Below are 24519 nucleotides of genomic sequence, written 5' to 3'. Positions count from 1 at the left end.
CGGAAACGGACCGACCAATTCCCTGAGCCCGGCCACCCTTCGTCGCGGTGGCCGGGCTCGGCAAGCGGCGAGGGGAGACAACCGGCGCCGAGGAGCGCTAACGCTGGGAAGGGCGTTTGATCCCTGCCCGGCCCGCCTTCTCGATCCGTTCCGGTCCTGCCGTGGTGCGGTCCTCCTCCCTCGCCCTCCAGTCCCTGGGCTGGAGGAAGAGGAGTTCGCCGCTGCCGGGCACGATCATCGCGCCGCCGAAGGGCTCGTCGCCCGCGAACCAGACGCCGTCAGTGATGCCGACGGGCCACCGGCCACGCCCCAGGGCGTCCTTCGCCCGCAAGGTGAAGGGGGTGCCCTTCTGATCTCCGAAGCGGAGGTAGAGCGTGTGCGTCGACTCCATGCCGATCTTCTCGACGGGAGTGCGGAATTCGAGGGGGTAGGTCCGGAAAACCTTCGCGCACTTCCGGATCGAAGACACGCGGCCGTAGAAAATGATGAGCGTCCAGACGGCCCCGAGCATTCCGACGATGCCCACCGGCAGGAGATAGTCGATCCGGAACACGAACAGTTGGATCCACAACAGCAGGAACACCGGGAAGAACTTGAGGAATTTCTTCAGTGCGGCGACGTAGTGGTAGCGCACCGCGCCCCGGTGATCCGTCCCGTCGGTCGCGTACGGCGCGGGCGGGGTGTCCGACTCCAGACCGTCCTTCCACCGTTCTGGCACCGTCATCCGAACGGGCTCCTTTCGTCTGTCCCTGAGCCCGCGTCCGAGGACGGACCGGACCCGTTGTCCACCTCGCCTGGCGCCGCCGGGTCGTCGAACGTCACTGTACGCGCGACGCCGAGCAGCACACCGCGGTAGTCGTCGGCGAGGTCCACCGACGGCGTGACCATCTGCACGGTGACGATCGACCCTGTGCGGGGGACCGGGATCGCCACGGTGCCCTGCCAGACGGTGCCCTGTGCGGGGCCTTCCTCGCCGTCGGGGGGAGCGGTCGGCGCGACGGTCGTCCGCTCCGTCTCCCACAGGTACCCGGTGCCGGCGGGCAGTTCCACGGGTACGAGGCCGTCGTCCGCGCCGGTCCCGCCGTCGCCCAGCATCTGGATCAGCACGGCCTCGGGGTGTGCTCCCGAGGTCGGGACGGTGGAGACCGTGAGGACGGACAGCGTGGGCTCGCCGTTCTCGCCGGGGTGCATGCCGAGCGCGCAGCCCATCACGGCCTGGCTCCGCAGCAGCGTCAGGACGACGGAGTAGAGCCGGAACACCTGGTCGGCACGGTCCCGGAGGCCCTCGGGGAGTGCGTCGAGCTGCCGGGCCACCTCCTGGATGCCCTCCGGCGTGGGCCGGAGGTCCATCTGGAGGTACCCGTAGGGCAGTCCGTACCAGAACTCCGGCCTGGGCTCGGTCTCCACCGTGCCGAGGTATGCACTCACAGTCGGATGCCGCCCATCAGCTCGCCGATGTCCTGCGCGATCGCGGTCACGCCGCCCTTGAGGCCGGTGGACGCGGCCGCGCCCTTGGTGATCTCGGAAGCGTCGTGTCCGGGACCGTTCTTCGGGAACACGCCCAGGTTCTCCAGGGACGACGCCATGTTCGCCGCCACGTTGACGCCGTTGATGCCGTACTGGAGGGCGCCGGTGGCGGGGTCGGTGGCCACGTCGAGGGCCTTGAAGTTGAACGCGGGCACGATCTCCCTGCCGAACGTCCCCAGCTTCGAGCCCAGGGACAGGGCCTCGCCGCCCTCCCGGGCGACCGCCGCCGCGAGACCCGCCTCGCTGCCGGCGCGGGCGAGGGCACCGACGCCGGGCACCATGCCGAGGCCGTCACCGACCATGGAGGCCCAGGCGAAGGCGCCTTCCTTGAAGCCGTACTCGCCCATCAGCGCGTCCCTGAAGTCCTCGCTGGCGAGGTTCTTCGCCATGGACACCCCGCTCGCCACGACGGCGATCCCCGCGAAGACCGGGGCCAGCGGGGTGGGGAGCAGGGCCAGCAGGCCCGCGATGGCCCCGATGGTGCCGGCGTGCTCCACGAGGAACTCGCCGACCGCCTTGAGGCCCTCGCCGATGGCGCTGAGGGCCTTGTCGAACCACCCCGGCTCCTTGGGGGCCAGCTTGTCGTCGGCCTCGTCGAGGCTGCGGGCGACGGCTTCGGCCGCGTGGGTGTGGGTGCCCTCCAGCTCCTTCGCCTTCGCGATGACGTCGTTGTAGGCGCTGTTGGCGTTGTTGAGGTGGGTGGTGGCCTCGTTCAGTTCGCGCTCGGCGGCGCGCAGGCGCTCCGTCGCGGCGTCCGCCTCCGCCTGGCTCGGGTACTCCTTGCCGGCGAGCTTGAGGTCCGGGTTCTCCTTGGCCTGGTCGTAGCGGGTGCGCGCCTTGTCGGCGTCGGCCTTGTTCTCGCGGGCGGCGTCGTCGTACTTCTTGGCGAGGTCGCGGTGCGAGGTCAGGTCGCCTTCCCAGGTGCCCAGGGCGCCCGCGGCCTTGTCGAGGGAGCGGCCAGCGTTCAGCATGGCGGTCTTGAGGTCGCCGTCCAGGGTGTCCCGGAACGCGCTCGCCGCGTCTCCCTGCCAGCTGGAGCTCGCTCCCAGCAGGTACTCGATCTGGCGGTGGCAGTTGTTGAGCGTGTCCGCCGCGGCCTTCACCTTGCGGTAGAGGGAGGTGACCTGCTCGGGGACTCCCGGTACGGGGTTCCAGCCGAGGCTCGGGTACGGGTTGTCGGCCACCGGTCACTTACCCCCGGTGTTCGCGGCGTTGGTCTCTTCCATCTTCTTGAGGGCCTGCGAGAGGTTCTCCTCGAACTGCTTGTAGCTCAGCGCGGTCTTCTCCACGCCCTCGTCCACCGCTTTGATCATGTCCTTCAACTGACCGGTTCCGTACTTCCACCTGTTCTGGAAGGTCTCGCACGCCTCGTCCAAGCGCGGGGTTCCGATCTGTTCCGCACTGACAGCGGAGAGCGCTGTGCGTGCTTCTTCCAGATCGGTGACGGTCTGCTTCAACACCCGGCCAAAAGAGTTCAATTGACTCAGGTCGACCTTGAATTCATCCGCCATGAGGCGGCCCCCTTCTTCGACTGCTAACGAGGCGACACGGGACGCATGGAGAGCGGAACAGGCGTTCCCGCCATGGTGCCGGCGCGCCACCAGACTAAAGTACGAGCAAAGGCACGGTGTCACCGTTCCCCGTGCGAAACAGCAACTCCCGGACGTTTACAGGGAGTCGGTCGCGGCTACGACCCACCTGCCGCCCATCACCTTCGAATCTCCACAGGTTCGACAAACCCGGAGGTGGGCCGACCGGATGCGACCCGTTCCCTCCGCGGTCCCGGCGGTGGATTCCACCCCCTGTAGAAACCGATCAGTTTCCTTCCTGCCGGAATCGCGTTAACCTCGCACTATGACCACCGAGGCGAAACCGAGCCCCCGAGAGCGGCTGCTGGACGCGGCGGCCACGCTGACCTACCGCGAGGGCGTCAACATCGGCGTCGAGGCGCTGTGCAGGACGGCGGGGGTGTCGAAGCGCTCGATGTACCAGCTCTTCGAGAGCAAGGACGAACTGCTCGCGGCGAGCCTGGAACGGCGCGCTTCCGGCTACGTGGGTACCCTGCTGCCCCCCGCGGACGACGGCCGTTCGCCCCGGGCGCGGATCCTGCACGTATTCGAGCAGGTGGAGTCGCTTTCGGGAGCGCCCGAGTTCCACGGCTGCCCCTACCTGGCCGCGCAGATCGAGCTCAAGGACCGGAACCATCCCGCGAGCCGGGTGGCCCACCGGGCCAAGGATGGCCTGACCGCCTGGTTCCGTGCCGAGGCCGAGAAGGGCGGGGCGAGCGATCCCGGTCTGCTGGCCCGGCAGCTCAGCCTGGTCTTCGACGGCGCCAGCGCCCGGGCGGGCATCGGGGCGGACACCCTGGCGGGGCTCGTCGCCCCCACGGTGGTCACCCTGCTCGACGCGGCGGGCGTGCGCTGACCGTACGAACGGGATGCCGTCGGCGTGGCCGGCGGCCTCCACGTCACCGACACACCCACCGGGCGGACGGTTCACGCAGCCTGCACCCCCCGCCCGAGCACGGAACGCCTACGGCCGGGACCTCGTGGCCGTCGGTGTCGGCTCCGGGCCGTCGGCGCGCAGGGGGTCGTGACCGGGCTTCGAGGGCTCGGCGACCACCGTGCCCTTCCTGTGGTGCCGGGGCACGACGTCCTGGGGGAACGTGAGCTGCTGGTTCATCCACTTCAGGGCCGGGGGCATCTCCTGGACCCAGGTCGGGAAGTTGTGGCTGCCGTGCTCGGGCAGGATCGACACGACCCGCATGGGCGCCTTGACCGCCTTGATGAAGGCCTGCGTCTGCGGGTAGCCGCGTTCGCCGTGCTTGCTCTCGGCCACCAGGACGGACACCTGGGGAGCGGGCAGGTGCTTGAGCCGCCACATCAGGTCGTGGCCGTTGATCCGCTCCGTGCGGTCCGGGCCGTTGCCGAAGAGGTTGCCGGTCGTCGGGTCGTCCTTGACCCGGTAGTCCGGCGACAGGGCGGCGGCCGTCGTGTACACGTGCGGATCACGCATCGTCAGTTGCAGGGCGCAGCTGCCGCCGGAGGAGTAGCCCATGACCCCCCAGGCACTGGCGTCGTGGCCGACCCGGTAGGCGGATTTCAGGGCGTCGGGGAGGTCCTTGGCCAGGAAGGTCTCGGTCTGCGGGCCGCCCGGCACGTCCACGCACTCGGTGTCGCGCGGCGGGGCGATCGTGGGCCGGATCATCACCATGACGGTCGGCTGCATCTGACCGCTCTTCTGGAGCGCACCGGCCGTCTGCGAGACCCGCAGGTGCTGCGCGAGGTTGAAGATGCTGCCCGGGTAGCCGCTGAGCGCGACGATCACCGGGAAGCGCTGCCGCTGGTACGCCTTCTGGAAGTACTGCGGCGGCAGGTAGACGAACGCCGGGTCGACCACGCCGGTGCGGCGGCCGATGACCTTCACGGACTCCACTCGGCCGTTCACCGCGGCGGGGCCGGTGGGCAGGCCGCTGACCCTCTTGAGCTGCTCGTCGGTGGCGGGCTGGACCAGGGCCCCCTTCACGGCGACGCCGTTCACCGTGCCGGTGCCGCCGACGTCCCCCGCCTGCGTCACGCCGACGGGGGCCGTCTCCACACGGCCGAAGAGTTCGCCCCACGAGCCGAAGAACTGGTACGACGAGTTCAGCCAGCACGCGAACGCGGCGATGATCACCACCTGGGTCGTCCCGAGGGCCAGCAGGCGGCCGAGCACCTGCAGCAGCCCCTGGCGGGCGAACCGTGGCCACCACCAGACCAGCAGTGCCACACACACGGCGGCAAGCCCCGCCATCACGTACACGGTCGTCTCGCTGGTCAGACCCATACCGGTTGATCCCCAGTTTCCCTGCCTGTGCGGTTTCCTTCACACAGACAGAGGGCCGGGGGCTCCTCCGCGTTCCCCAATTAGTGCAAAAGGGGTACGTGTCCTGCCGCACAGGAGCGGCGGGCTACTGGTCGATGTAGCTGAGGTCCCCCACGGTCCATGCGCTGACGTCCTTGATCGCCACCCGGTACATGCCGCCCGTCTCCGGGATGCCGAGGCTCCCCTGGAGGATCCGGGCGAGGTGGAAGTGCAGGTGGGTGGGCGTCCCGGCAGGGGCGGGCCGATCCTCTCGCGGGGCGCCGGCGAAGACGTCGGAGAACGGTCCGAGGCGGTCCGAGTCCTTCAGGACCTCCGCGACGCGCTCCCTCCACACGGCCTCAGGAGCCAGCCGGCCGGTGATGACGGCACCGCCGACGACCACGGTCAACGACATCTGATTGCTTCGCTCGGACTCCACCGCGGCGGAGAGGGCGACAAGCAGCTCGTCAGGGTTCGACATGAGAGCAGATCCTATGCAGTCCCGGCACCGGGCGGGACTCGGGTCCCGTCGGCGGTGACGGCGACCGGCGCCGAGGTGCCGCGCCCCGTGCCCGCCGACTCGGGGAACCGGGCGTGTTGAGCGGGTGAAGCTTGGGCCCGGGTTCGCGGCGCGGGGCATGCATGAACGTCTCCGCCGTATCCGGACGAGCCGGCGGACACGACGCGCTGGAGGCGAGTGATGAACCAAGAAGCGGCCCAGGCCGATCCCACGACCCACCGGGTACCGGTCCTCATCGTCGGCGGTTCCCTCGTCGGCCTGTCGACCTCGGTGTTCCTGGGCCGGCTGGGCGTACCGCACACCCTGGTCGAGCGGCACGCCGGCACCTCGATCCATCCCCGTGGCCGCGGCAACAACGTCCGCACCATGGAACTGTTCCGGACGGCCGGCGTCGAGCCGATGATCCGTCAGGCGGCCGCCACGCTGGCCGGCAACCACGGCATCCTCCAGACCCCGACCCTGGTCGGCGAGGCGGGCGAGTGGCTGTTCAAGGAGATCGACGAGGGCGGCGGACTGGCCCGCTTCAGTCCCAGCTCATGGTGTCTGTGCAGCCAGAACGACCTGGAGCCGGTGCTGCTCGACCACGCCGGCCGGCTCGGCGGCGATCTGCGGTACGCCACCGAGCTGCTGTCCTTCGAGAGCGGGCCCTCGGGTGTCACCGCGATCGTCAAGAGCCGGGAGACCGGCGAGCACACCACCGTCCTCGCGGACTACCTGGTCGCCGCCGACGGCCCCCGCAGCCCGGTCCGCGAGCAGCTCGGCATCGGCCAGAGCGGTCCGGGCGAGCTGTTCAGCAACGTCAGCATCACCTTCCGCTCACGCCGTCTCGCCGACGTGGTGGGCGAGCGCCGGTTCATCGTCTGCTACCTGACCGACCCGGCGGCCGACGGCGCCCTGCTGCCGGTGGACAACCGGGAGAACTGGGTGTTCCACGCCCCCTGGCACCCCGAACGCGGCGAAACGCTGGAGGAGTTCACCGACGAGCGGTGCGTCGAGCACATCCGCCGCGCTGTCGGCGTCCCCGATCTCGACGTGCAGATCACCGGCCGGGCCCCCTGGCACGCCGCCCAGCGCGTCGCCCGCAGCTACCGGTCGGGGCGGGTGTTCCTGGCCGGCGACTCGGCCCACGAGATGTCCCCCACCGGGGCGTTCGGCTCCAACACCGGTATCCAGGACGCGCACAACCTCGCCTGGAAGCTCGCCGCGGTCCTCGGCGGCTGGGCCGGGGAGTCGCTGCTGGACTCCTACGACGCCGAGCGCCGCCCGGTCGCGGAGGCGACCAGCGCCCGTGCCGCCGCCCGGTCGGCCGAACACAGCCACCCCGGGTACGCCCCGGCCCCCGGCGCCGGCGGCGGCCCGCAGCGCGGCATCCTCAACGTGGCCCTCGGCTACCGCTATCCGCACGGCGCCGTCGTGGGCGCCGACCCCACCACCCCGGTCGTGCCGGACCGCCTCGACCTGTCCGGGGCACCCGGCAGCAGGGCCCCCCACCTGGCGGTACGGCACCGCGGCGAGCGGATCTCCACCCTGGACCTGTACGAGAGGTCGCTCGTCCTGCTCAGCGGCGCCGGGGCGGCGGGCGACTGGCACGAGGCCGCCGTCCGCCTCGCCGGGCGGACGTCCGTCCCGCTGACGTCGTACCGGGTGGGCGAGGGCCCGGACGCCGAACTGGTCCCCGAGGGCGACGCGAACTGGGCGGCCGCGCACGGGACGACGCCCGAAGGGGCGGTGCTCGTGCGGCCCGACGGGTTCGTGGCCTGGCGGTCGCAGGGCCCGGTCCCGGACGCCGAGTCGGCGCTGCGCGAGGTCCTGAGCACCCTGCTGGGGTCGGTCTGACGTCCGCCGGACCGGGGCCGGTTCACCCGGGTGACCGCCTTGAGTGGTGGCCAACGGCCGCGTGACTGACGGTGGATCACGTCGGGGGTGGGCCACCCAAGCTGACGAAGCACCAGCAGCCCGGCCGCCGACGGAAGGAACGACACATGCGCTCTGCTCGCATCCTGCTGACCACGGCGGCGGCCTCGGCCGTCCTCGTTCTCGGCGCACCCGGCGCCCACGCGGCCGGGGACGACTGGGACTCGTCGGACTCCTCCTACAGCAAGGAGCACAACAACCCGAAGTACGACCCGGAGACCTACAAGGACAAGGACAGCGAGCACGGCCGGGACTCCGGTGGCGGCAAGCACGAGGGCGGCTGGAGCGGCCACGAGAAGCCCAGCGGCGGCATGCACACCGGGGGCGGCGGTCTGGCCTCCCCGACGGTGACCACAGGTGGGCTCGCCATGCTGGTGGTCGCCGGAACCGGCCTGTACGCGGCACGCCGTAAGAGGGTCGCCGGAAGCCTGGCCTGATCCATGCCGGACGCGATAGCCGCCGTGGCCGCCACGCGCGAGCCGCGTGGCGGTCCGGCCGGCCCGTTCCGTGCCCCGTCCGCCTGATATCTGCCATGTCCTGGTGAGGTGGTCCCCGATGGCAGTCAGTCCTTCTCCTCCCGCAGCAACCCCCGGCCAGGACGAACCCGCCCCGACCGGGGACGGTCCCCCCACCAAGGTGATGGTGGGCGCCGCGGCGGTCCTGGTACTGGCCGTGAGCCTGTTCGGCGGGAACGACGGCTCGTCGCCCGCGGCCTCCCCGCCGCCCCGGGCCGCGGCCGCCTCCGTGTCGGCCCCGTCGGCCACACCTCCCGGACAGGCGGCCGGGCAGCCGGCCGGCAGACAGCTCCCGCGGTCACGGCCGGTACGCCTGCTCATTCCGAAGATCTCGGTCGACGCGCCCTTCACGGACCTCGCCATCGGTCCCTCGGGACGTCTCGAACCGCCTCCCGCCCATGACACCAACCTCGTCGGCTGGCACGCCAAGGGCGTCTCCCCCGGTGAGCCGGGCACCGCGATCATCGCCGGGCACGTCGACACGGCCACGTCGGCGGCCGTGTTCGTCAACCTCGGCGAACTGGCGAAGGGGGACGTCTTCCACGTCGACCGGGCCGACGGGCGCCGGGCGTCCTTCGTGGTCGACAGCGTGGAGACCTTCGACAAGGACGACTTCCCCAGCCGGCGGGTGTACGACGACACCGCCCGCCCCGAGGTCCGGCTCATCACCTGCGCGGGCGACTACGACCGCTCGGCCAGGGACTACACCGACAACCTCGTGGTCTTCGCCCACCTCCTCTGAGTCCGCCCCGCCCGGCTCCCGGGCCGCCGGTCACCCCCACGGTGCATACGAGTCGCGCGCTTCCCGGGGCGGGCTGACGATCGAGGAACGCCGACGTCATACCCCGTGGCCGACGTTCGTCCGCCCAAGCCCCCGAAGGAGATGTGCGCAGGATGACCACCACGTCCGAACGTGTTTCGAAAGCGTCTGTGCAACAGGCGTCGCAGCGAGTCTCCCAGTCCGTGTTCGACGGCTCCAGGCTCCGTGTCGTCCTGCTGGTGGACGTCTACGACGGGGCCCAACAGCAGTTCCTCGAGGCGTACGAGAGCCTGTGCAGCCAGGTCGCGTCCGTCCCCGGACACGTCAGCGACCAGCTCTGCCAGTCCATCGAGAACCCCTCCCAGTGGCTCATCACCAGCGAGTGGGAGAGCGCCCCGCCCTTCCTCACCTGGGTCAACAGCGAGGAACACGTACGGATGGTGCAGCCGCTGCACAGCTGCGTCCGGGACACCCGCTCGCTGCGCTTCCACATCGTCCGCGAGACCGGCGGCCCGGCGGTGCAGAGCGGACCCGAGGAGCGCCGGCTCCAGGCGGCGCCCAGGATCGGTGACGGACTGATCCGGCACGCGCTCACCTTCACGGTCAAGCCGGGCAGCGAGGCCACCGTCGCCGAGATCCTCGCCGGCTACACCTCACCGGAGCCGCGGGTCGACGACACCACCCGGCTGTGCCGCACCTCCCTCTTCATGCACGGCAACCGGGTGGTCCGGGCCATCGAGGTGCGGGGCGACCTGCTCGCCGCGCTGCGCCACGTCGCCCGGCAGCCCGAGGTGCGGGCCGTCGAGGAGGCCATCAACCCCTATCTGGAGCAGGACCGGGACCTGGACGACCCCGAGTCCGCCCGGCTCTTCTTCACCCGCGCGGCACTGCCCGCCGTCCACCACGTGACGTCGGGTGAGGAGAGCCCGGAGGCGGTGCGGCACGCGCTGTACTACCCGGCCCGCGAGGGGCGCGGGATGCAACTGGCCGAACTGCTCGCCCGGCAGGACGAGGCCGCCGCCGACGACCCGCGGGGACCGGTGCTGCGCAGCACGATCTTCCAGCGCGACGACATCGTGATGCGACTGGTCGACGTGCGCGGCCCCCTCGACGGCGACGCCGGTCCCGTGCTCGGTCTCACGGACGGGGCCGCCACCGCCGAGCTGACGGCCCTTCTCGACGGCGAAGCCCTCGGGGTGGACGGTCCGGCGCTGCGGGACAGCACCCCTGCCCACCTCCTCGCGGTCTCCCGCATGGACCTCGTCACCGACCGCCGCGCGCCCGGCGCCTGACCCACCGGCCCGGGCCGTGACCGGCCCCGCCCTCATGTCGAAGCAGCACATGTTCGGAGGAACGTCGTGATCAAACGTCATCCCGGAGTAGTGGATCTCAGCGAGGTCGAGCCCAACACCCGGCGCGGGGGCGACCTGCGCGCCATGCTCACCCCCGCCACGGTCGGCTCCACCAGCGGTTTCATGGGCGTGGCCATCGTGCAGCCCGGCGACCGCATCGCCGAGCACTACCACCCGTACTCCGAGGAGTTCATCTACGTGGTGTGCGGGCAGCTCGAGGTGGACCTGGACGGCGAGCCCCATGAACTGCGGCCCGAGCAGGGGCTCCTGATCCCGTCCCACATGCGGCACCGGTTCCGCAACGTCGGCAACGTGGAGGCGCGGATGGTCTTCCACCTCGGTCCGCTGGCCCCGAGCCCGCCGCTCGGGCACGTCGACACCGAGGACGCCGACGGCGTGCCGATCCCGGAGGCGGTCCACGCCGTCGGGGCGGCCGAACGATCCGGGCTGCGCTCATGAGGAGGCGCGTGGCGGTCACCGGCATAGGAATCGTCGCTCCCGGCGGCATCGGTGTCCCGGCGTTCTGGGATCTGCTGACCAGCGGTCGTACGGCGACCCGCGGGATCACGTTCTTCGACCCGTCCGGGCTGCGTTCGCAGATCGCCGCCGAGTGCGACTTCGACCCGGCCGCGCACGGACTGGACGCCGAGCAGATCGCCCGCAGCGACCGGTACCTCCAGTTCGCCCTGGTCGCCGGCGAGGAGGCGATACGTGACTCCGGTCTCGACCTCGCCGCGGAGAACCCGTGGCGGGTCGGGGTCTCCCTGGGCACCGCGGTGGGCGGCACCACCCGGCTGGAGCACGACTACGTCCTGGTCAGCCATGGCGGGCAGCGCTGGGACGTGGACCCCCGGGAGGCCGGCGCGCATCTGCACCGGGCGTTCGCGCCCAGCACCCTCGCCTCCGCGGTCGCGGAACGGTTCGAGGCCCGCGGACCGGTGCAGACCGTCTCCACGGGCTGCACCTCGGGGCTCGACGCCGTCGGGTACGCCTTCCACACGATCGAGGAGGGCAGGGCCGACGTGTGCATCGCCGGCGCCTCGGACTCGCCGATCTCCCCGATCACCATGGCCTGCTTCGACGCCATCAAGGCCACCTCCCCGAACAACGACGACCCCGCCCACGCGTCCCGCCCCTTCGACGCCGAGCGCAACGGGTTCGTCATGGGCGAGGGCGGCGCGGTGCTCGTCCTGGAGGAACTGGAGCACGCCCGGGCCCGCGGCGCGCACGTGTACTGCGAGATCGGCGGCTACGCCACGTTCGGCAACGCCTACCACATGACCGGTCTGACCAGCGAGGGCCTGGAGATGGCCCGCGCCATCGAGGACGCACTCGGCCAGGCCCGGCTCGACGCCACGGCGATCGACTACGTCAACGCGCACGGCTCGGGCACCGTCCAGAACGACCGGCACGAGACGGCCGCGGTCAAGCGGGCGCTGGGCGCGCACGCCTACGACACGCCCATGAGCTCCATCAAGTCCATGGTGGGCCACTCCCTCGGCGCGATCGGGGCGATCGAGGTCGTCGCCTGCACGCTGGCCCTGGCCCACCAGGTGGTCCCGCCCACCGCGAACTACGAGACCCCCGACCCCGAGTGCGACCTGGACTACGTGCCGCGGGTCGCCCGTGAGCGCAGGCTGCGCAGCGTGCTCTCGGTGGGCAGCGGGTTCGGCGGCTTCCAGTCCGCGGTGATCATGAGCCTGCCGAGGGAGGGAACCGAATGAGCGCTCCGCAGCCCCGGCGCGCGGCCGTCACCGGAATCGGCGTGGTCGCGCCCAACGGAACCAACACCGAGGCCTTCTGGAAGGCCACCATGGAGGGCGTTCCCGTCCTGGACCGGATCACCCGTGACGGGTGCGAGCACCTGCCGCTGCGGGTGGCCGGCCAGATCCGGGACTTCGATCCGCCGTCGGCGATCGAGGAGCGCTACCTCGTCCAGACCGACCGGTTCACGCACTTCGCGATGGCCGCCGCCGACCTGGCGCTGGACGACGCCGGGCTCGGCCGGTCCGACACCGACGCCGACCCCTTCTCCGTGGGCGTGGTCACCGCGGCCGGTTCCGGCGGCGGCGAGTTCGGCCAGCGCGAGCTCCAGCAACTGTGGGGCAAGGGAAGCCGGTTCGTCGGGCCGTACCAGTCCATCGCCTGGTTCTACGCCGCCAGCACCGGCCAGATCTCCATCCGGCGCGGCCTCAAGGGCCCGTGCGGGGTGGTCGCCTCCGACGAGGCCGGCGGTCTGGACGCCCTGGCGCACGCGGCGCGGGCGGTGCGGCGCGGCACCGACGTGATGGTGGCCGGTGCGACCGAGGCGCCGCTGGCCCCCTACTCGATGGTCTGCCAGCTCGGTTACGAGGAGCTGAGCACGGTCGCGGAACCGGACCGCGCCTACCGTCCGTTCACCTCCGCGGCCTGCGGATTCGTGCCGGCCGAGGGCGGTGCCATGCTCGTCGTGGAGGCCGAGGGCGCGGCCCGGGAGCGGGGCGTGCCCGTACGGGCCACCCTGGCCGGACACGCGGCGACCTTCACCGGCGCCTCCCGCTGGCAGGAGTCCCGCCAGGGGCTGGCCCAGGCGATCCGGGGAGCCCTGGACGAGGCCGGGTGCGCGCCGGAGGAGATCGACGTGGTCTTCGCCGACGCCCTCGGGGTGCCGGAGGCCGACCGCGCCGAGGCACTGGCGATCGCGGACGCCCTCGGCCCGCACGGCACCCGGGTGCCCGTCACGGCGCCGAAGACCGCCGTCGGCCGGGCCTACGGCGCGGCTCCCGTCCTGGACGTGGCCGCCGCGGTGCTCGCGATGGAGCACGGGCTGATCCCGCCCACCCCCAACGTCTTCGACATCTGCCACGACCTCGACCTCGTCACCGTCCGCGCGCGTGCCGCCGAAATGCGCACGGCGCTGGTCCTCAGCCGGGGACTCATGGGGTCGAACGCGGCGCTGGTGCTACGGCGCGGTGCCGTCGGCGCCTCGTAGCGGGGCCTCGCGACCACCCATCACGACAGAACACCACGACCCAAGGAGAGGAACCCCATGAGTGACCGCATCACCGTGGAAGAGCTGGCCGAGCTCATGAAGAAGGCCGCCGGAGTCACCGTCGCCCCCGAGGAGCTCCGGCAGCGCGAGGACTCCGGCTTCGACACCTTCGGCCTCGACTCGCTCGGCCTGCTCGGCATCGTGGGCGAGCTGGAGAACCGGTACGGCACCCCGATGCCGCCCGACGCGGAGAAGAGCAAGAGCCCCCGGCAGTTCCTCGAACTCGCCAACAGCGCACTTCTGGCAGGAGCCTGACATGACCGGACACACGCAGAACGAGGTCACCATCGCGGCCCCGCTGGACCTGGTCTGGGAGATGACCAACGACGTCGCGAGCTGGCCGGAGCTGTTCAGCGAGTACGCCTCCGCCGAGATCCTGTCCCGCGAGGGGAACAGGACCACGTTCCGGCTCACCATGCACCCCGACCAGGACGGCAAGGTGTGGAGCTGGGTCTCGGAGCGGGAGCCGGACCGCGACACCCTCACCGTGCGGGCGCGCCGGGTCGAGACCGGGCCCTTCGCCTACATGAACATCGTGTGGCAGTACGAGGAGGTGCCCGAGGGCACCCGCATGGTGTGGACGCAGGACTTCGCGATGCGGCCGGACGCCCCGGTCGACGACGCCTGGATGACGGACAACATCAACCGGAACTCCAAGGTCCAGATGGCGCTGATCCGGGACCGCATCGAGAAGGCCGCCGCAGAGCGCCGGCCCGTGCAGATGCTGTCCGACTGAGCGGGACGGAGAACCTGAGGATGCATCAGTCCCTGATCGTCGCCCGCATGGCCCCCGAGTCGGCCCTGGACATCGCCAAGGTGTTCGAGGAGTCGGACCGCGGTGAACTGCCGCACCTCGTCGGGGTCGCCCGGCGCAGCCTCTTCCAGTTCGATGACGTGTACCTGCACCTCATCGAGTCCGAGCAGGACCCCGGGCCCGCCATCGCGAAGGCGGCCGGGCACCCCGAGTTCCGGGACATCAGCGAGCGCCTCGCGGCGTACGTCAGCGCGTACGACCCGGCGACCTGGCGGTCGCCCAAGGACGCGATGGCCCGGTGCTTCTACCGCTGGGAGCGCGACGGCGGCTCCTGAACCGCCGTACGCCCGCCGTACGACCGCCGCCCGCCGGGCACGTGTGGACCGCGTGCCCGGCGCGCGGCTGTCCGCGGCACCCGGCCCGGTCAGCCGGTGACGGTGCAGTCGAACGCGTGCAGGTAGGGGTTGACCGGCCGGACGTCGTCGATGACCAGGCCCGCCGCCGTCAGCCTGCGGGTCAGGCTCTCGGTGGTGTGCTTGGCCCCTCCGACGTTGAGCAGGAGCAGCAGGTCCATCGCGGTGCTGAACCGCATCGACGGCGAGTCGTCGACGAGGTTCTCGATGACCACCACCCGTGCTCCGGGGCCGCCCGCCTCGATGACGTTGCGCAGGGCGCGGGTCGTGCTGTCGTCGTCCCATTCCAGGATGTTCTTGATGATGTACACATCGGCCCGGACCGGTACGGCGACCCGGCAGTCGCCCGGCACCAGGCGCGTCCGGTCCGCGAGCGCGCCTCCCGGACGCAGCCGGGGATCGGCGTTCTCCACGACGCGCGGCAGGTCGAGCAGCGTGCCGTGCAGCGTCGGGTACTTCTCCAGCAGGCTCGCCACCACGTGCCCCTGGCCACCGCCGATGTCGGCGACCGAGGCGCTTCCCGTCAGGTCCAGGAACTGCGCGACGTCCCGCGCGGACTGCACGCTGGAGGTCGTCATGGCGCGGTTGAAGACGTCCGCCGACGCCGGGGCGTCCTCGTTGAGGTACTGGAAGAACTCCTTGCCGTAGAGGTCCTCCACGACGTTGCGGCCGGTGCGCACCGCCTCGTCCAGCATCGGCCAGGCGGCCCAGGTCCAGGGCTCGGTGCACCACAGGGCGATGGCGCGCAGGCTGTTCGGGTCGTCCTCGCGCAGCAGCCGGGACATGTCGGTGTGCGCGAACCTCCCGTCCGGCTGCTCGGTGAAGACCCCGTAGCAGGACAGGGCCCGCATCAGCCGGCGCAGGGTGCCGGGCTCGGTCTTCACTGCGGCCGCGATGTCCTCCACGGCCAGCGGGCTGTCGTCGAGGGCGTCGGCGACGCCGAGCCGGGCGGCGGCCCGGAGGGCGGCGGCACAGGCCGCGCCGAACACGAGTTCCCTGAGCCGCATGGACGGCGGCGGGGCGGTCTGAGCGGTCGCCACGGTCTGAGTGGTCGTCATGGGCTGTCCTTCTGCGTCGAGTTCGCGGGTGACCACGCCGGTCAGCACAGTCCGGCGGGCTTGGAGGCCCGGCAGGAGTTGTGCTCGAAGGTGTTGCTCGTGCCGGCGGCCGCGTTGACGAGGTCCGCCGGGGCGTTGCCCTCCAGGACGTTGTCGGTGATCCGGTTCCGTTCGCTGGGGGTGCCCACGAAGCTCTTGAACAGGACGATGCCGCCCGACAGCGGCGAGTTGCCGGTGTTGCCGATGACGCGGTTGTGCGTCACCAGGGTGTCCTCGGCGCCGGTCAGCACGATCCCGGAGCCCTGAAGCGCGTCGAGCCGCGCGGTCTTCGGGCAGGACTTGTTGTTCTTCACGACGGTGTTGCCGCGCACGGTCAGCGCGCCGGCCCGCGGCTTGTTCTCGTCGCCCACGACGAAGACGCCCGCGCAGTTGCCGGTGAGGTGGTTGTCCGCGACGGTGAGGTTCCTGAGGCGCCGGACGGTGATGCCGATCCGGTTGCCCTCCAGGCGGTTGTGCGCGACCACGGTCCCCCGGGTGTCCGCGGCGCCCGCCTCCTCCTTGATCGTGTTGGCGAGGAACAGTCCGGCGTCGCCGTTGTCCCTGGCGGTGTTCTTGCGGAACACCCCGTGCACCGAACGCTCCTGGGCGATGCCCCACACGCCGTTCTTCACGGCGGTCACGTTCCGCACGGTCAGCCCGTCGGTCGCCATGGCGAACACCCCGGACCCGGAGAAGCCGGTGACGGTGAGGGAGGCGACGGTGACCCCCTCGACGTCGTGGTCCTTCGTCCCGATCACGCAGATGCCGTTGCCGGCCTCGGCGCAGGGGTTGCCGGCCTTCGTGGCGGCCGGCTCGATGACGGTCTCGCGGCCCGTGCCGCTCAGGGTGATCCCGGGCGTGCTCACCTTGACGCTCTCGCGGTAGGTGCCGGGGGTCAGCAGGACGGTGTCACCCGGCTCGGCGGCGTCCACCGCCCGCTGGATCGACTGTCCGGGAAAGACCACGTGGGTCATCTGGTGGGCGGCGGCGACGGGCGGGGCGGCCCCGAACACCGCCCCGATGATCGCCGCGGTGCATGCCAGGCGGGAGATATGAAATCTCATCATATTCGGTACGGTATGGCCTGAAAGGTCGCACATGGCCGGGATAGACCGTCCGGGGGCGTGTCACGGATGCGGCCCGCCGACCGGCTGCGGCCGTGCTGTGTGCCGGCACTCAGCACGTCGGACGGGTAGCGGATGCCGGCGTCGGCGTCGACGCCACGGCCGCCGCACCGCGAGACGCGGGACATGGTGTTCCTCTCGTGGTGACGGTCGGTCGGGGTCCGCGCCTGCTCGCTACGGGTGGAGGACGACCTTGCCGGCGACGGTGCCGGACTCGGCCAGCCGCAGGGCGTCGGCGACGCGGGCGAGCGGCATCCGGGCGGCGATCTGCGCGGTGACCTCGCCGCGCTGGAAGGCGGCGAAGACGTGCGTGAGGTCGGCGCGCAGACGGGCCCGGAAGCGGTTCCTGGACAGCGCCTTGCCGGCCCACACGTTGAAGAAGAGGGCGCGGCGGCGGTTGGGCAGGGTGTTCCACAGCCACACCCGGCCGAGGAGCTTGAGCACCGGCCACTGCTTGGAGCCCTCGGCGTCGCGGGTGGCGGCGGTGCCGTACGCGACGAGCGTGCCGCCGGGGGCGAGCAGGCGCCAGGAGTCGACGATGCCGCGCCCGCCGACGTGGTCGAAGACGGCGTGGACGCCCTCGCGCGGGGCGAGTTCGCGAATCCGTGCCGCGAGGCCGTCGGCGCGGTAGTCGACCGGGAGAACTCCCCGCTCCCGGAGGGTGTCGTGGTGGCGCGGGGAGGCCGTACCGATCACCTGGGCGCCCGCGGCCAGGGCGAGCTGGACCAGGACCGAGCCGACACCGCCGTTGGCGCCGTGCACGACGACGGTCTGCCCGGCGCGAACGCGGGCCTTGCGGTGCAGCATCTGCCAGGCGGTGACGCCGTTGACGACCAGGGTCTCGGCCTCCGCCGCGCCGATCCCGTCGGGCACCGGCACCACGTCCCCGGCGTCGACCAGCACGTGGCTGGCCCAGCCGCCGACCTTGACCAGGGCGGCGACACGGGTGCCGGCCAGGTCCGGGTCGACGCCCTCGCCGGTCGTCAGCACCGTGCCGACGAGGTCGTAGCCGGGGACGAAGGGGAACGGCGGCTGGTCGTAGTAGCGGCCGCGCCGCATCTGCTGCTCGGCGAAGGAGACGCCGGTGGCCTCCATCCGCACCACGACCTGGCCCGGGCCCGCGGCGGGGACGGCGCCGTGCCGGATCTGCAGCCCCTCGGGCTCGACCTTGCCCGGCAGGACGACCTCGACGAGTTCTTCGGTGTTCATGACGACCTCCACACGGACGGCTGGCTGCACGCGGCCGGTTACTCGGCTTCGCTTTCGTTAGAAGTTATAACTGCACAGGAAGGGGAGTGTCAATAACTTCAGTGATAGCCTCTAACCATGGTGAAACCGGAAGCGAAGACCCCGCGCGAGCGCTACCGCGCCCAGGTGCGCACGGAGATCAAGGAACGCGCGTGGGAGCAGATCGCCACCGCGGGCGCGTCCGCACTGTCCCTCAACGCGATCGCCAAGCAGCTCGGCATGAGCGGACCCGCGCTGTACCGGTACTACGCGGGGCGCGACGAACTGATCACCGAACTCGTCAGGGACGCGTACCGCAGCCTCGCCGACACCTTCCGCACGGTCGCCGCCCGGCCCGGCGCCGACGTGACCGCGCTGGCGGAGGCCCTGCGGACCTGGGCCCTCGCGGACCCGCACCGCTACTTCCTCATCTACGGCACCCCCGTCCCGGGCTATCACGCGCCCGACGACATCACCGCGATCGCGTCCGAGATCATGGCGGCGCTCCTCGACGCCTTCGCCAGGCTGCCGTCGAGCGGCCGGGAGACCCCGTTCGACGCCCACCTCGACGAGCACCGGCACTGGGCGCGCGACCACCCCGCCCCCACCGCGGTCCTCCACCGGGCCCTGACCTTCTGGACCCGGCTGCACGGCACCCTGTCCCTGGAGCTCGCCGGTCACTTCACCGGCATGGGCTTCGACCCCGCGCGGTACTACGCCGCCGAACTGGACGAGCTGACCGGTCCGGGGGCCGACGCCACGATGTGACGTTCGTCGTGCCGGCGGATTTCCGGGACCTGAACCGCCGCGCCGGACGCCGACGCCCGTGACGGCGGCGGAAGTCCCGTCACGGGAGGTCACAGGGGTGCGGAGGACCCGTGCGGGAGGTAGATCACGCCCGGGGGACCGCAATATCTGTGCCGACAAAATGAGAAACAGGACCGGGGCACGACACGTATTCCCCGAACACCGGTCGAGCAGAAAAACGGCGCCCACGCAGGGCCGATGACACCGTGCTACTGTCGATCTCAGTTGCAGGTGTGGTTGCCACAAGGTTTATTTCCGACGGGCTAATCAGCACGGCGACACGGAATGCACACAGGGTGCGTTCCGAAACCGCCTCCGAAGGAGATATGACATGGCTACTGGCACCGTGAAGTGGTTCAACGCGGAAAAGGGCTTCGGCTTCATCGAGCAGGACGGCGGCGGCGCCGACGTCTTCGCCCACTACTCCAACATCGCCGCCCAGGGCTTCCGTGAGCTGCTGGAAGGCCAGAAGGTGTCGTTCGAGATCGCGCAGGGCCAGAAGGGCCCGACGGCCGAGAACATCGTCCCGGCCTGACCCCGGCACCGCCGCGCATCTTTTCGTAGCTGGGGCCCGCACCTTGGGGTGCGGGCCCCAGCTCGCGGCTTTTTCAGGGCACCGTTTTCCAGACCCTGTTTTTCAGGCACTGTTCTTCAGGGCGCATCACACATCGCCTCCGGCTCGTTCTCGCGATTCTCTGCGCCGCTCACCGGCTGCGGGACTTCCTTGACACGTGCCGCATCAAGGAAGGTTTTTCTCGCATGAATCGCACACGCTCCAATCCCGCCCGAGGCCGCTCCGGCGGTCCCCGCCGCACTTCCCGGCCCCACGGAAACCGGCAGACCGTCTCGGGCGAGTTCGCACCGCCCAGGACGATCACACCCGCGCTGCCCGCGGTCGAGACGTTCGCCGACCTCGCCATGCCGGCAGGGCTGCTGGCCACGCTGGGCCACGAAGGCGTGACCGTGCCGTTCCCGATCCAGGCGGCGACCCTGCCGAACTCCCTGGCCGGCCGTGACGTCCTCGGCCGCGGCCGCACCGGCTCGGGCAAGACCCTCGCCTTCGGCCTCGCCACGCTGGCCCGTACGGCAGGACGCCGTGCCGAGCCGCGGCAGCCGCTGGCCCTCGTCCTCGTCCCCACCCGCGAGCTCGCCCAGCAGGTCACCGACGCCCTCACCCCCTACGCCCGCTCCGTGAACCTGCGGCTGGCCACCGTCGTCGGCGGCATGTCGCTCGGCAGGCAGGCCGGTGCGCTGCGCGCCGGGGTCGAGGTGGTCGTCGCGACGCCGGGCCGGCTCAAGGACCTCATCGACCGGGGCGACTGCCGGCTGGACGAGGTGGCGATCACCGTCCTGGACGAAGCCGACCAGATGGCCGACATGGGCTTCATGCCCCAGGTCACCGCCCTGCTCGACCAGGTGCACCCCGACGGGCAGCGCATGCTCTTCTCGGCCACGCTGGACCGCAACGTCGACCGGCTGGTGCGCACCTACCTGCACGACCCGGTCGTCCACTCGGTCGACCCCTCCGCCGGCGCGGTCACCACGATGGAGCACCACGTCCTGCACGTGCACGACGCGGACAAGCACCGGACGACCACCGAGATCGCGGCCCGCGACGGCCGCGTGATCATGTTCCTGGACACCAAGCACGCCGTGGACCGGCTGACCAAGCACCTGCTGGGCAGCGGCGTCCGTGCCGCGGCCCTGCACGGCGGCAAGTCCCAGCCCCAGCGCACGCGCACCCTCGCCCAGTTCAAGACCGGGCACGTGACCGTGCTGGTGGCGACCAACGTGGCGGCCCGCGGCATCCACGTCGACAACCTCGACCTGGTCGTCAACGTCGATCCGCCCACCGACCACAAGGACTACCTGCACCGCGGCGGCCGTACCGCACGCGCCGGCGAGTCCGGGAGCGTCGTCACCCTGGTGACCCCGGCCCAGCGCCGCGGCATGAGCCGGCTGATGGTCTCGGCGGGCATCACCCCCCGGATCGCCCAGGTGCGCTCCGGCGAGGCGGAGTTGAGCCGCATCACCGGCGCCCAGGCCCCGTCCGGCGTCCCGGTCGTCATCACCGCCCCGCAGGCCGAGCGTCCGCGTCGCGCGTCCTCCGCGTCCTCGTCCCCGTCCCGGGGCCGCCGTGGACGAAGGGGCCAGGCGGGCCAGGGCCGTCCCGCGGGCGAGGCGGTCCGCCGTGGCGCGCCGCGCCGGACCGGCTACGGCTCCGCCGCGTAGGCGGCCGTGCCGCCGGCCCACGCCCCCACCCCCCTTCCAGCAGGAGGCAACCATGACGCCGACCCGGACGCAGCACGCGGTCCTCGACAGGCCGGGGCCCGGACCCCGGGTCAGTGACGACATGACGGTCGAGGTGGCCCTGTCCCTCATGGCCGGTGCCCGTGTCGACCACCTCGTCCTCTGCGACGGGGACGAGCAGCGCACCGGCCTGGTCACCCTGGCCGGGCTCGCCGTCCTCCGGGACAGCTCCGCCTACACGGACCGGCTCCGGCTGCGGGACGTCGTGAGCCCCGCCCGCTGATCCGTACCCTCGCGGCCCCCTTGCGGTCCGCCCGCCCAGCCCGAAGGGGCCCCGCCGACGCGCGTCGGCGGGGCCCCTTCGTCGTATGCCCGGGAGCGAAAATCTCTGCGTCTCTCGAACACCAAAATCTCCTCTTGTCAGAGTAGACATTGGTCCCTGACAGCGTTACTGTTTTTCTCGTAGACGAGGTTCAGAGCAAGGACGGAGGAGCAGACGCCATCAGGATCGCCCGGCCCGATGTTCTCGGCCCGGGTACCGCAAGACCCCGGATTGGATGGTGGTCCCCGGTCACGCAGCCGCGATCCCCGCACCCCGCCCGCCGCAGGGCCGGGTAGCGGAAACAGAAGGTCGGCACAGCATGAGGGCCGACAGATGGTGTTGAATTCCCTTCGGGGCCCTGGTGCCGTACGGCATCGGGGCCCCTCGACGCGTTGCACAACGAGGTGACATGGCAGCAGATAACCCACTCGGCGATCGCCTGGACGACGACGACTACCCCGCGTACACGATGGGCCGTGCCGCGGAGATGCTCGGCACCACCCCGGGCTTCCTCCGGGCCATCGGCGAGGCCCGTCTGATCACGCCTCTGCGCTCGGAGGGCGGACACCGCCGGTACTCCCGCTACCAGTTGCGGATCGCCGCCCGTGCCCGTGAGCTCGTCGACCGGGGGACCCCGATCGAGGCCGCCTGCCGCATCGTCATCCTCGAGGACCAGCTGGAGGAAGCACAGCGCATCAACGCCGAGTACCGCCGTGCCGCGAAGGCGTCCGCCGAGAGCACGGAGTCCCGCGCGAGCTGAGGTGTCACCAGCTCACGGCGTCGTCCATCGACTGCTGCCAGTACGTGACCGCCAGCGAGTCGTCGACGTAGACGCCCTTCGCCGGCAGTGACGGGCGGGCGCCGGTGCCGACGCTCTCACTGCCGGAGCGGCCCTGGAAGTAGACGGCCAGGGACTTGACGGTGTGGCCGTTCGCGGCGCTGCCGTCGGTGGCGGACAGGTTCACGGAGGCGTAGCCGGACTCGCCCGGTGCGAGCGTGACGACCGCCTGCGGCTGCGAGGCCTCGATGACCGGAGGCACGGACTGGGCCTCGCCGAAGCGGACGGCCGGGTAGCCGTACAGGTAGCAGCTCCTGCTGCCGGTGTTGGTGACCGTGAGCAGCATGTGGTTCACGGGTCGGGTCAGCGGCGCGGCGACCGTCCTGGTGACGGAGCCCTCGCAGGTGACCGGCTTCCCCGCGGGCGCCTTGCTCACGGGGGTACGCGCGGTGGACGTCCCGGCGCCGCCCCCGGTCCCGGTGCCGGAGGAGCCCGTGGTGGCCGAGGAGCCGGTGGAGCCCGTCGTGGCCGACCGGTCCGTGGTGGCCGAGGGGGCCGGGGAGTCCGGGGCGGCGGCCGGAGAGGAGGCCGTGGCGGAAGGGCTCGTGCCGGCCGCGCGGCCCTCGTCCTGGGTGCCCGTCCCGTCGTTGCACGCGGTCAGCGAGAGCGCGGCGAGGACGGTGGACGCGGCGACGGTGAGGAGACGGGCGCGGGAGGTCTTGGACATGGTGCTGTGCCCCTTCGGAGTTCGGGTGGCGGTGGTGATTGGATGACCGAAGCTTGTGAGGTGATCCGTCCCGGCCGCCACGGGCAGCGGGCAGTTGGGGACGCCGGAACGCCAAAACGGGCTGTGACCAGGGGGAACGCGCTCACCCTGGAATGCTTGACCGGGATGCGCGGGGTTGAGGGGAACGGGTGTCAGGGGCAACGGGGACCGAGCGGACGGAGGCGTTCGCGCGTCGGCTGCGGGAGCTCAAGGACCGGTCGGGGCTGAGTTACGGGACGCTCGCCAAGCGTCTGCACATGAGCACGTCGACGCTGCACCGCTACTGCAACGGCACCGCCGTGCCGGTCGAGTACGCCCCGGTGGAGCGCCTCGCCCGGGTCTGCCGGGCCACCCCGCAGGAGCTGGTGGAGCTGCACCGGCACTGGATCCTCGCGGACGCGGAACGGGGGCGCAGGCCGGACCAGCCCGCGGCGAAGACCCCGGCGGGCGGGACCGGCGCGGACGGTACGGAGGACCCGGACCCTACGGCGAGCACGGAGGGCCCGGAGACCACGGAGGGGCCGCACCGGACCGAGGCCCCCGAGGACGGCAGCGGGCCCGAGGGTTCCCCGCTCCCCCACCCCTCCTGGCTGCGCCGTCGCCGCAGCGCCCTGATTGCCGCCGTCGCCGTGGCCGCCGCACTGGGCGCTGTCGCGTTCGCTCTGCACCCGACGATCGTCGGGGCCGGGGACACCGCCGCTCCGACGTCCACCGGCGCCCCGGACGCCGGAGCCGCCGGCCGGCCCTCCGCCGCCCCGTCCGCCGACGGCGGCGGACACAGCCCGTCCGCGTCGGCCAGCGCCTCCCCGTCCGCGACCGCCGCCTCCGGGCACGCCGGAGCCGGCACCTCCCGGGGCGCCGGCGAGCCGGGCGCGGCCCGGTCCACCGGCGGCGCCACCGACGCCGTCCCGCTCACCGTCGGCGTCCGCCCCTATGTCTACGACGACCCGTGCAGCCAGCACTTCCTCGTCGACAGCGAGCCCGAGCAGGTCGGCCCGCCGGCCACCGAGCAGGACGCGCGGCGCTGGGCCGGCGCCTACGGGGCGGTCTCCTCGGGCGAGCAGCGGATCGCGCTCACCGTCCAGGGCACCGGCGCCGAGACCGTCGTACTGAACGCGCTGCACGTGCGCTTCCTCACCAAGGGCGCGCCACTCGCCTGGAACGACTACTCGATGGGCGTCGGCTGCGGAGGCGGGGTCGGCACCAAGTCCTTCGACATCGACCTGGACAACGGCAGTCCCACGGTCACCGTGAAGAACGGCCAGCGCGACTTCCCGTACAAGGTGAGCGAGTCCGACCCGGAGGTCTTCTACATCAGCGCCCACACCAAGGCGCACGACGTGCGCTGGGACCTCAGCCTGGACTGGTCCAGCGGCAGCCGCAGCGGCACCCTCCACATCGACGACGCCGGCCGGCCCTTCCGCACCAGCGCCGACGTGGGCCGCCCCGGCTACGACTATCCGCTGGGCGGCGGCGAGTGGATCGAGCGGGTCGGCGGCTGATCCGGGCCTGCGCCGCC

The 24519-nt window shown here is 71.6% G+C and carries 27 protein-coding genes; 17 read left to right on the top strand and 10 right to left on the bottom strand.

What is annotated here, in order from left to right:
* Positions 1-97: 97 nt before the first annotated feature.
* The 4 genes from ACIQJT_RS17640 to ACIQJT_RS17625 are packed head-to-tail and all read right to left on the bottom strand — an operon-like array spanning position 98 to position 3038.
* The gene (locus ACIQJT_RS17640) at positions 98-724 is read right to left on the bottom strand and encodes a hypothetical protein (protein ID WP_402644353.1); all 627 of its coding nucleotides are present in this window, start codon (positions 722-724) and stop codon (positions 98-100) included.
* Positions 721-1428, bottom strand: coding sequence for a hypothetical protein (locus ACIQJT_RS17635; protein WP_402644351.1), 708 nt, complete (start codon positions 1426-1428; stop codon positions 721-723). The genes ACIQJT_RS17640 and ACIQJT_RS17635 overlap by 4 nt, the downstream gene beginning before the upstream one ends.
* A complete protein-coding gene (locus ACIQJT_RS17630) occupies positions 1425-2711 on the bottom strand; it encodes a putative T7SS-secreted protein (RefSeq protein WP_402644348.1) in 1287 nt (428 codons plus the stop codon). Before ACIQJT_RS17630 ends, ACIQJT_RS17635 begins: the two co-directional genes overlap by 4 nt.
* Before the next feature lie 3 nt (positions 2712-2714).
* Complete coding sequence (locus ACIQJT_RS17625; RefSeq protein ID WP_053847556.1) at positions 2715-3038, bottom strand: hypothetical protein; 324 nt, start codon at positions 3036-3038, stop codon at positions 2715-2717.
* A gap of 343 nt (positions 3039-3381) precedes the next feature.
* On the opposite strand from ACIQJT_RS17625, the gene ACIQJT_RS17620 reads away from it, so the two are divergent.
* Complete coding sequence (locus ACIQJT_RS17620) at positions 3382-3951, top strand: TetR/AcrR family transcriptional regulator (protein ID WP_402644344.1); 570 nt, start codon at positions 3382-3384, stop codon at positions 3949-3951.
* 108 nt (positions 3952-4059) lie between these two features.
* Here ACIQJT_RS17620 and ACIQJT_RS17615 read toward each other — a convergent pair whose 3' ends face one another.
* Complete coding sequence (locus tag ACIQJT_RS17615; RefSeq protein ID WP_402644342.1) at positions 4060-5352, bottom strand: alpha/beta hydrolase; 1293 nt, start codon at positions 5350-5352, stop codon at positions 4060-4062.
* Between the two features lie 124 nt (positions 5353-5476).
* Complete coding sequence (locus ACIQJT_RS17610; RefSeq protein ID WP_365453474.1) at positions 5477-5851, bottom strand: hypothetical protein; 375 nt, start codon at positions 5849-5851, stop codon at positions 5477-5479.
* 219 nt (positions 5852-6070) lie between these two features.
* Here ACIQJT_RS17610 and ACIQJT_RS17605 point away from each other — a divergent pair, with 219 nt between their 5' ends.
* The 10 genes from ACIQJT_RS17605 (at position 6071) to ACIQJT_RS17560 (ending at position 14551) form a co-directional block, all read left to right on the top strand.
* Entirely contained in the window at positions 6071-7726 is a 1656-nt protein-coding gene (locus ACIQJT_RS17605; RefSeq protein ID WP_402644339.1) for an FAD-dependent oxidoreductase, read from the top strand.
* A 146-nt stretch (positions 7727-7872) separates the two neighbouring features.
* Positions 7873-8241 (top strand): hypothetical protein, encoded by a 369-nt coding sequence (locus ACIQJT_RS17600; RefSeq protein WP_053847561.1) that lies wholly within the window; start codon positions 7873-7875, stop codon positions 8239-8241.
* A gap of 118 nt (positions 8242-8359) precedes the next feature.
* Entirely contained in the window at positions 8360-9061 is a 702-nt protein-coding gene (locus ACIQJT_RS17595) for a class F sortase (protein WP_402644336.1), read from the top strand.
* A gap of 152 nt (positions 9062-9213) precedes the next feature.
* Entirely contained in the window at positions 9214-10371 is a 1158-nt protein-coding gene (locus tag ACIQJT_RS17590; protein WP_365453468.1) for a SchA/CurD-like domain-containing protein, read from the top strand.
* Between the two features lie 66 nt (positions 10372-10437).
* Entirely contained in the window at positions 10438-10890 is a 453-nt protein-coding gene (locus tag ACIQJT_RS17585) for a cupin domain-containing protein (RefSeq protein WP_053847564.1), read from the top strand.
* On the top strand, positions 10887-12155 hold the full coding sequence (locus ACIQJT_RS17580) for a beta-ketoacyl-[acyl-carrier-protein] synthase family protein (RefSeq protein WP_365453465.1): 1269 nt from the start codon (positions 10887-10889) through the stop codon (positions 12153-12155). Before ACIQJT_RS17585 ends, ACIQJT_RS17580 begins: the two co-directional genes overlap by 4 nt.
* Positions 12152-13402, top strand: a complete 1251-nt coding sequence (locus tag ACIQJT_RS17575) for a ketosynthase chain-length factor (protein WP_365453462.1) — start codon at positions 12152-12154, stop codon at positions 13400-13402. The genes ACIQJT_RS17580 and ACIQJT_RS17575 overlap by 4 nt, the downstream gene beginning before the upstream one ends.
* A 57-nt stretch (positions 13403-13459) precedes the next feature.
* On the top strand, positions 13460-13717 hold the full coding sequence (locus ACIQJT_RS17570; protein ID WP_365453459.1) for an acyl carrier protein: 258 nt from the start codon (positions 13460-13462) through the stop codon (positions 13715-13717).
* A gap of 1 nt (position 13718) precedes the next feature.
* Positions 13719-14198: an SRPBCC family protein gene (locus ACIQJT_RS17565; RefSeq protein ID WP_365453456.1), complete on the top strand. Its 480-nt coding sequence runs from the start codon at positions 13719-13721 to the stop codon at positions 14196-14198.
* A 20-nt stretch (positions 14199-14218) separates the two neighbouring features.
* A complete protein-coding gene (locus tag ACIQJT_RS17560) occupies positions 14219-14551 on the top strand; it encodes a TcmI family type II polyketide cyclase (RefSeq protein WP_365453453.1) in 333 nt (110 codons plus the stop codon).
* Positions 14552-14640: 89 nt separating this feature from the next.
* Here the strand turns inward: ACIQJT_RS17560 and ACIQJT_RS17555 are convergent, their stop codons facing one another.
* From ACIQJT_RS17555 to ACIQJT_RS17545, 3 genes are all read right to left on the bottom strand, one after another.
* Positions 14641-15669: a methyltransferase gene (locus ACIQJT_RS17555; protein ID WP_402644784.1), complete on the bottom strand. Its 1029-nt coding sequence runs from the start codon at positions 15667-15669 to the stop codon at positions 14641-14643.
* A 59-nt stretch (positions 15670-15728) separates the two neighbouring features.
* The gene (locus ACIQJT_RS17550) at positions 15729-16793 is read right to left on the bottom strand and encodes a nitrous oxide reductase family maturation protein NosD (RefSeq protein WP_402644330.1); all 1065 of its coding nucleotides are present in this window, start codon (positions 16791-16793) and stop codon (positions 15729-15731) included.
* A gap of 231 nt (positions 16794-17024) precedes the next feature.
* On the bottom strand, positions 17025-18059 hold the full coding sequence (locus ACIQJT_RS17545) for a medium chain dehydrogenase/reductase family protein (RefSeq protein ID WP_402644328.1): 1035 nt from the start codon (positions 18057-18059) through the stop codon (positions 17025-17027).
* Positions 18060-18176: 117 nt separating this feature from the next.
* Between ACIQJT_RS17545 and ACIQJT_RS17540 the strand changes: the two genes are divergently transcribed.
* From ACIQJT_RS17540 to ACIQJT_RS17520, 5 genes are all read left to right on the top strand, one after another.
* Positions 18177-18845 carry a TetR/AcrR family transcriptional regulator gene (locus ACIQJT_RS17540; protein WP_402644326.1) on the top strand — a complete coding sequence of 223 codons (669 nt, stop codon included), beginning with the start codon at positions 18177-18179 and terminating at the stop codon, positions 18843-18845.
* Positions 18846-19215: 370 nt separating this feature from the next.
* Positions 19216-19419, top strand: a complete 204-nt coding sequence (locus ACIQJT_RS17535) for a cold-shock protein (RefSeq protein ID WP_280850343.1) — start codon at positions 19216-19218, stop codon at positions 19417-19419.
* 224 nt (positions 19420-19643) lie between these two features.
* Positions 19644-21116 (top strand): DEAD/DEAH box helicase, encoded by a 1473-nt coding sequence (locus tag ACIQJT_RS17530; protein WP_365453441.1) that lies wholly within the window; start codon positions 19644-19646, stop codon positions 21114-21116.
* Between the two features lie 52 nt (positions 21117-21168).
* Positions 21169-21417, top strand: coding sequence for a CBS domain-containing protein (locus tag ACIQJT_RS17525; RefSeq protein ID WP_402644321.1), 249 nt, complete (start codon positions 21169-21171; stop codon positions 21415-21417).
* Between the two features lie 448 nt (positions 21418-21865).
* Entirely contained in the window at positions 21866-22216 is a 351-nt protein-coding gene (locus ACIQJT_RS17520) for a MerR family transcriptional regulator (RefSeq protein WP_365453435.1), read from the top strand.
* A 4-nt stretch (positions 22217-22220) separates the two neighbouring features.
* Here ACIQJT_RS17520 and ACIQJT_RS17515 read toward each other — a convergent pair whose 3' ends face one another.
* Positions 22221-22961 carry a DUF4232 domain-containing protein gene (locus tag ACIQJT_RS17515; RefSeq protein WP_402644318.1) on the bottom strand — a complete coding sequence of 247 codons (741 nt, stop codon included), beginning with the start codon at positions 22959-22961 and terminating at the stop codon, positions 22221-22223.
* A gap of 188 nt (positions 22962-23149) precedes the next feature.
* Here ACIQJT_RS17515 and ACIQJT_RS17510 point away from each other — a divergent pair, with 188 nt between their 5' ends.
* Entirely contained in the window at positions 23150-24502 is a 1353-nt protein-coding gene (locus tag ACIQJT_RS17510; RefSeq protein ID WP_402644316.1) for a helix-turn-helix domain-containing protein, read from the top strand.
* Positions 24503-24519 lie beyond the last annotated feature (17 nt).

It is taken from the genome of Streptomyces sp. NPDC091972 (assembly GCF_044756385.1).
Lineage (GTDB): Bacteria > Actinomycetota > Actinomycetes > Streptomycetales > Streptomycetaceae > Streptomyces.
Note: the sequence above shows the minus strand (reverse complement) of the source record. Positions and strands in the feature narration are given on the sequence as shown.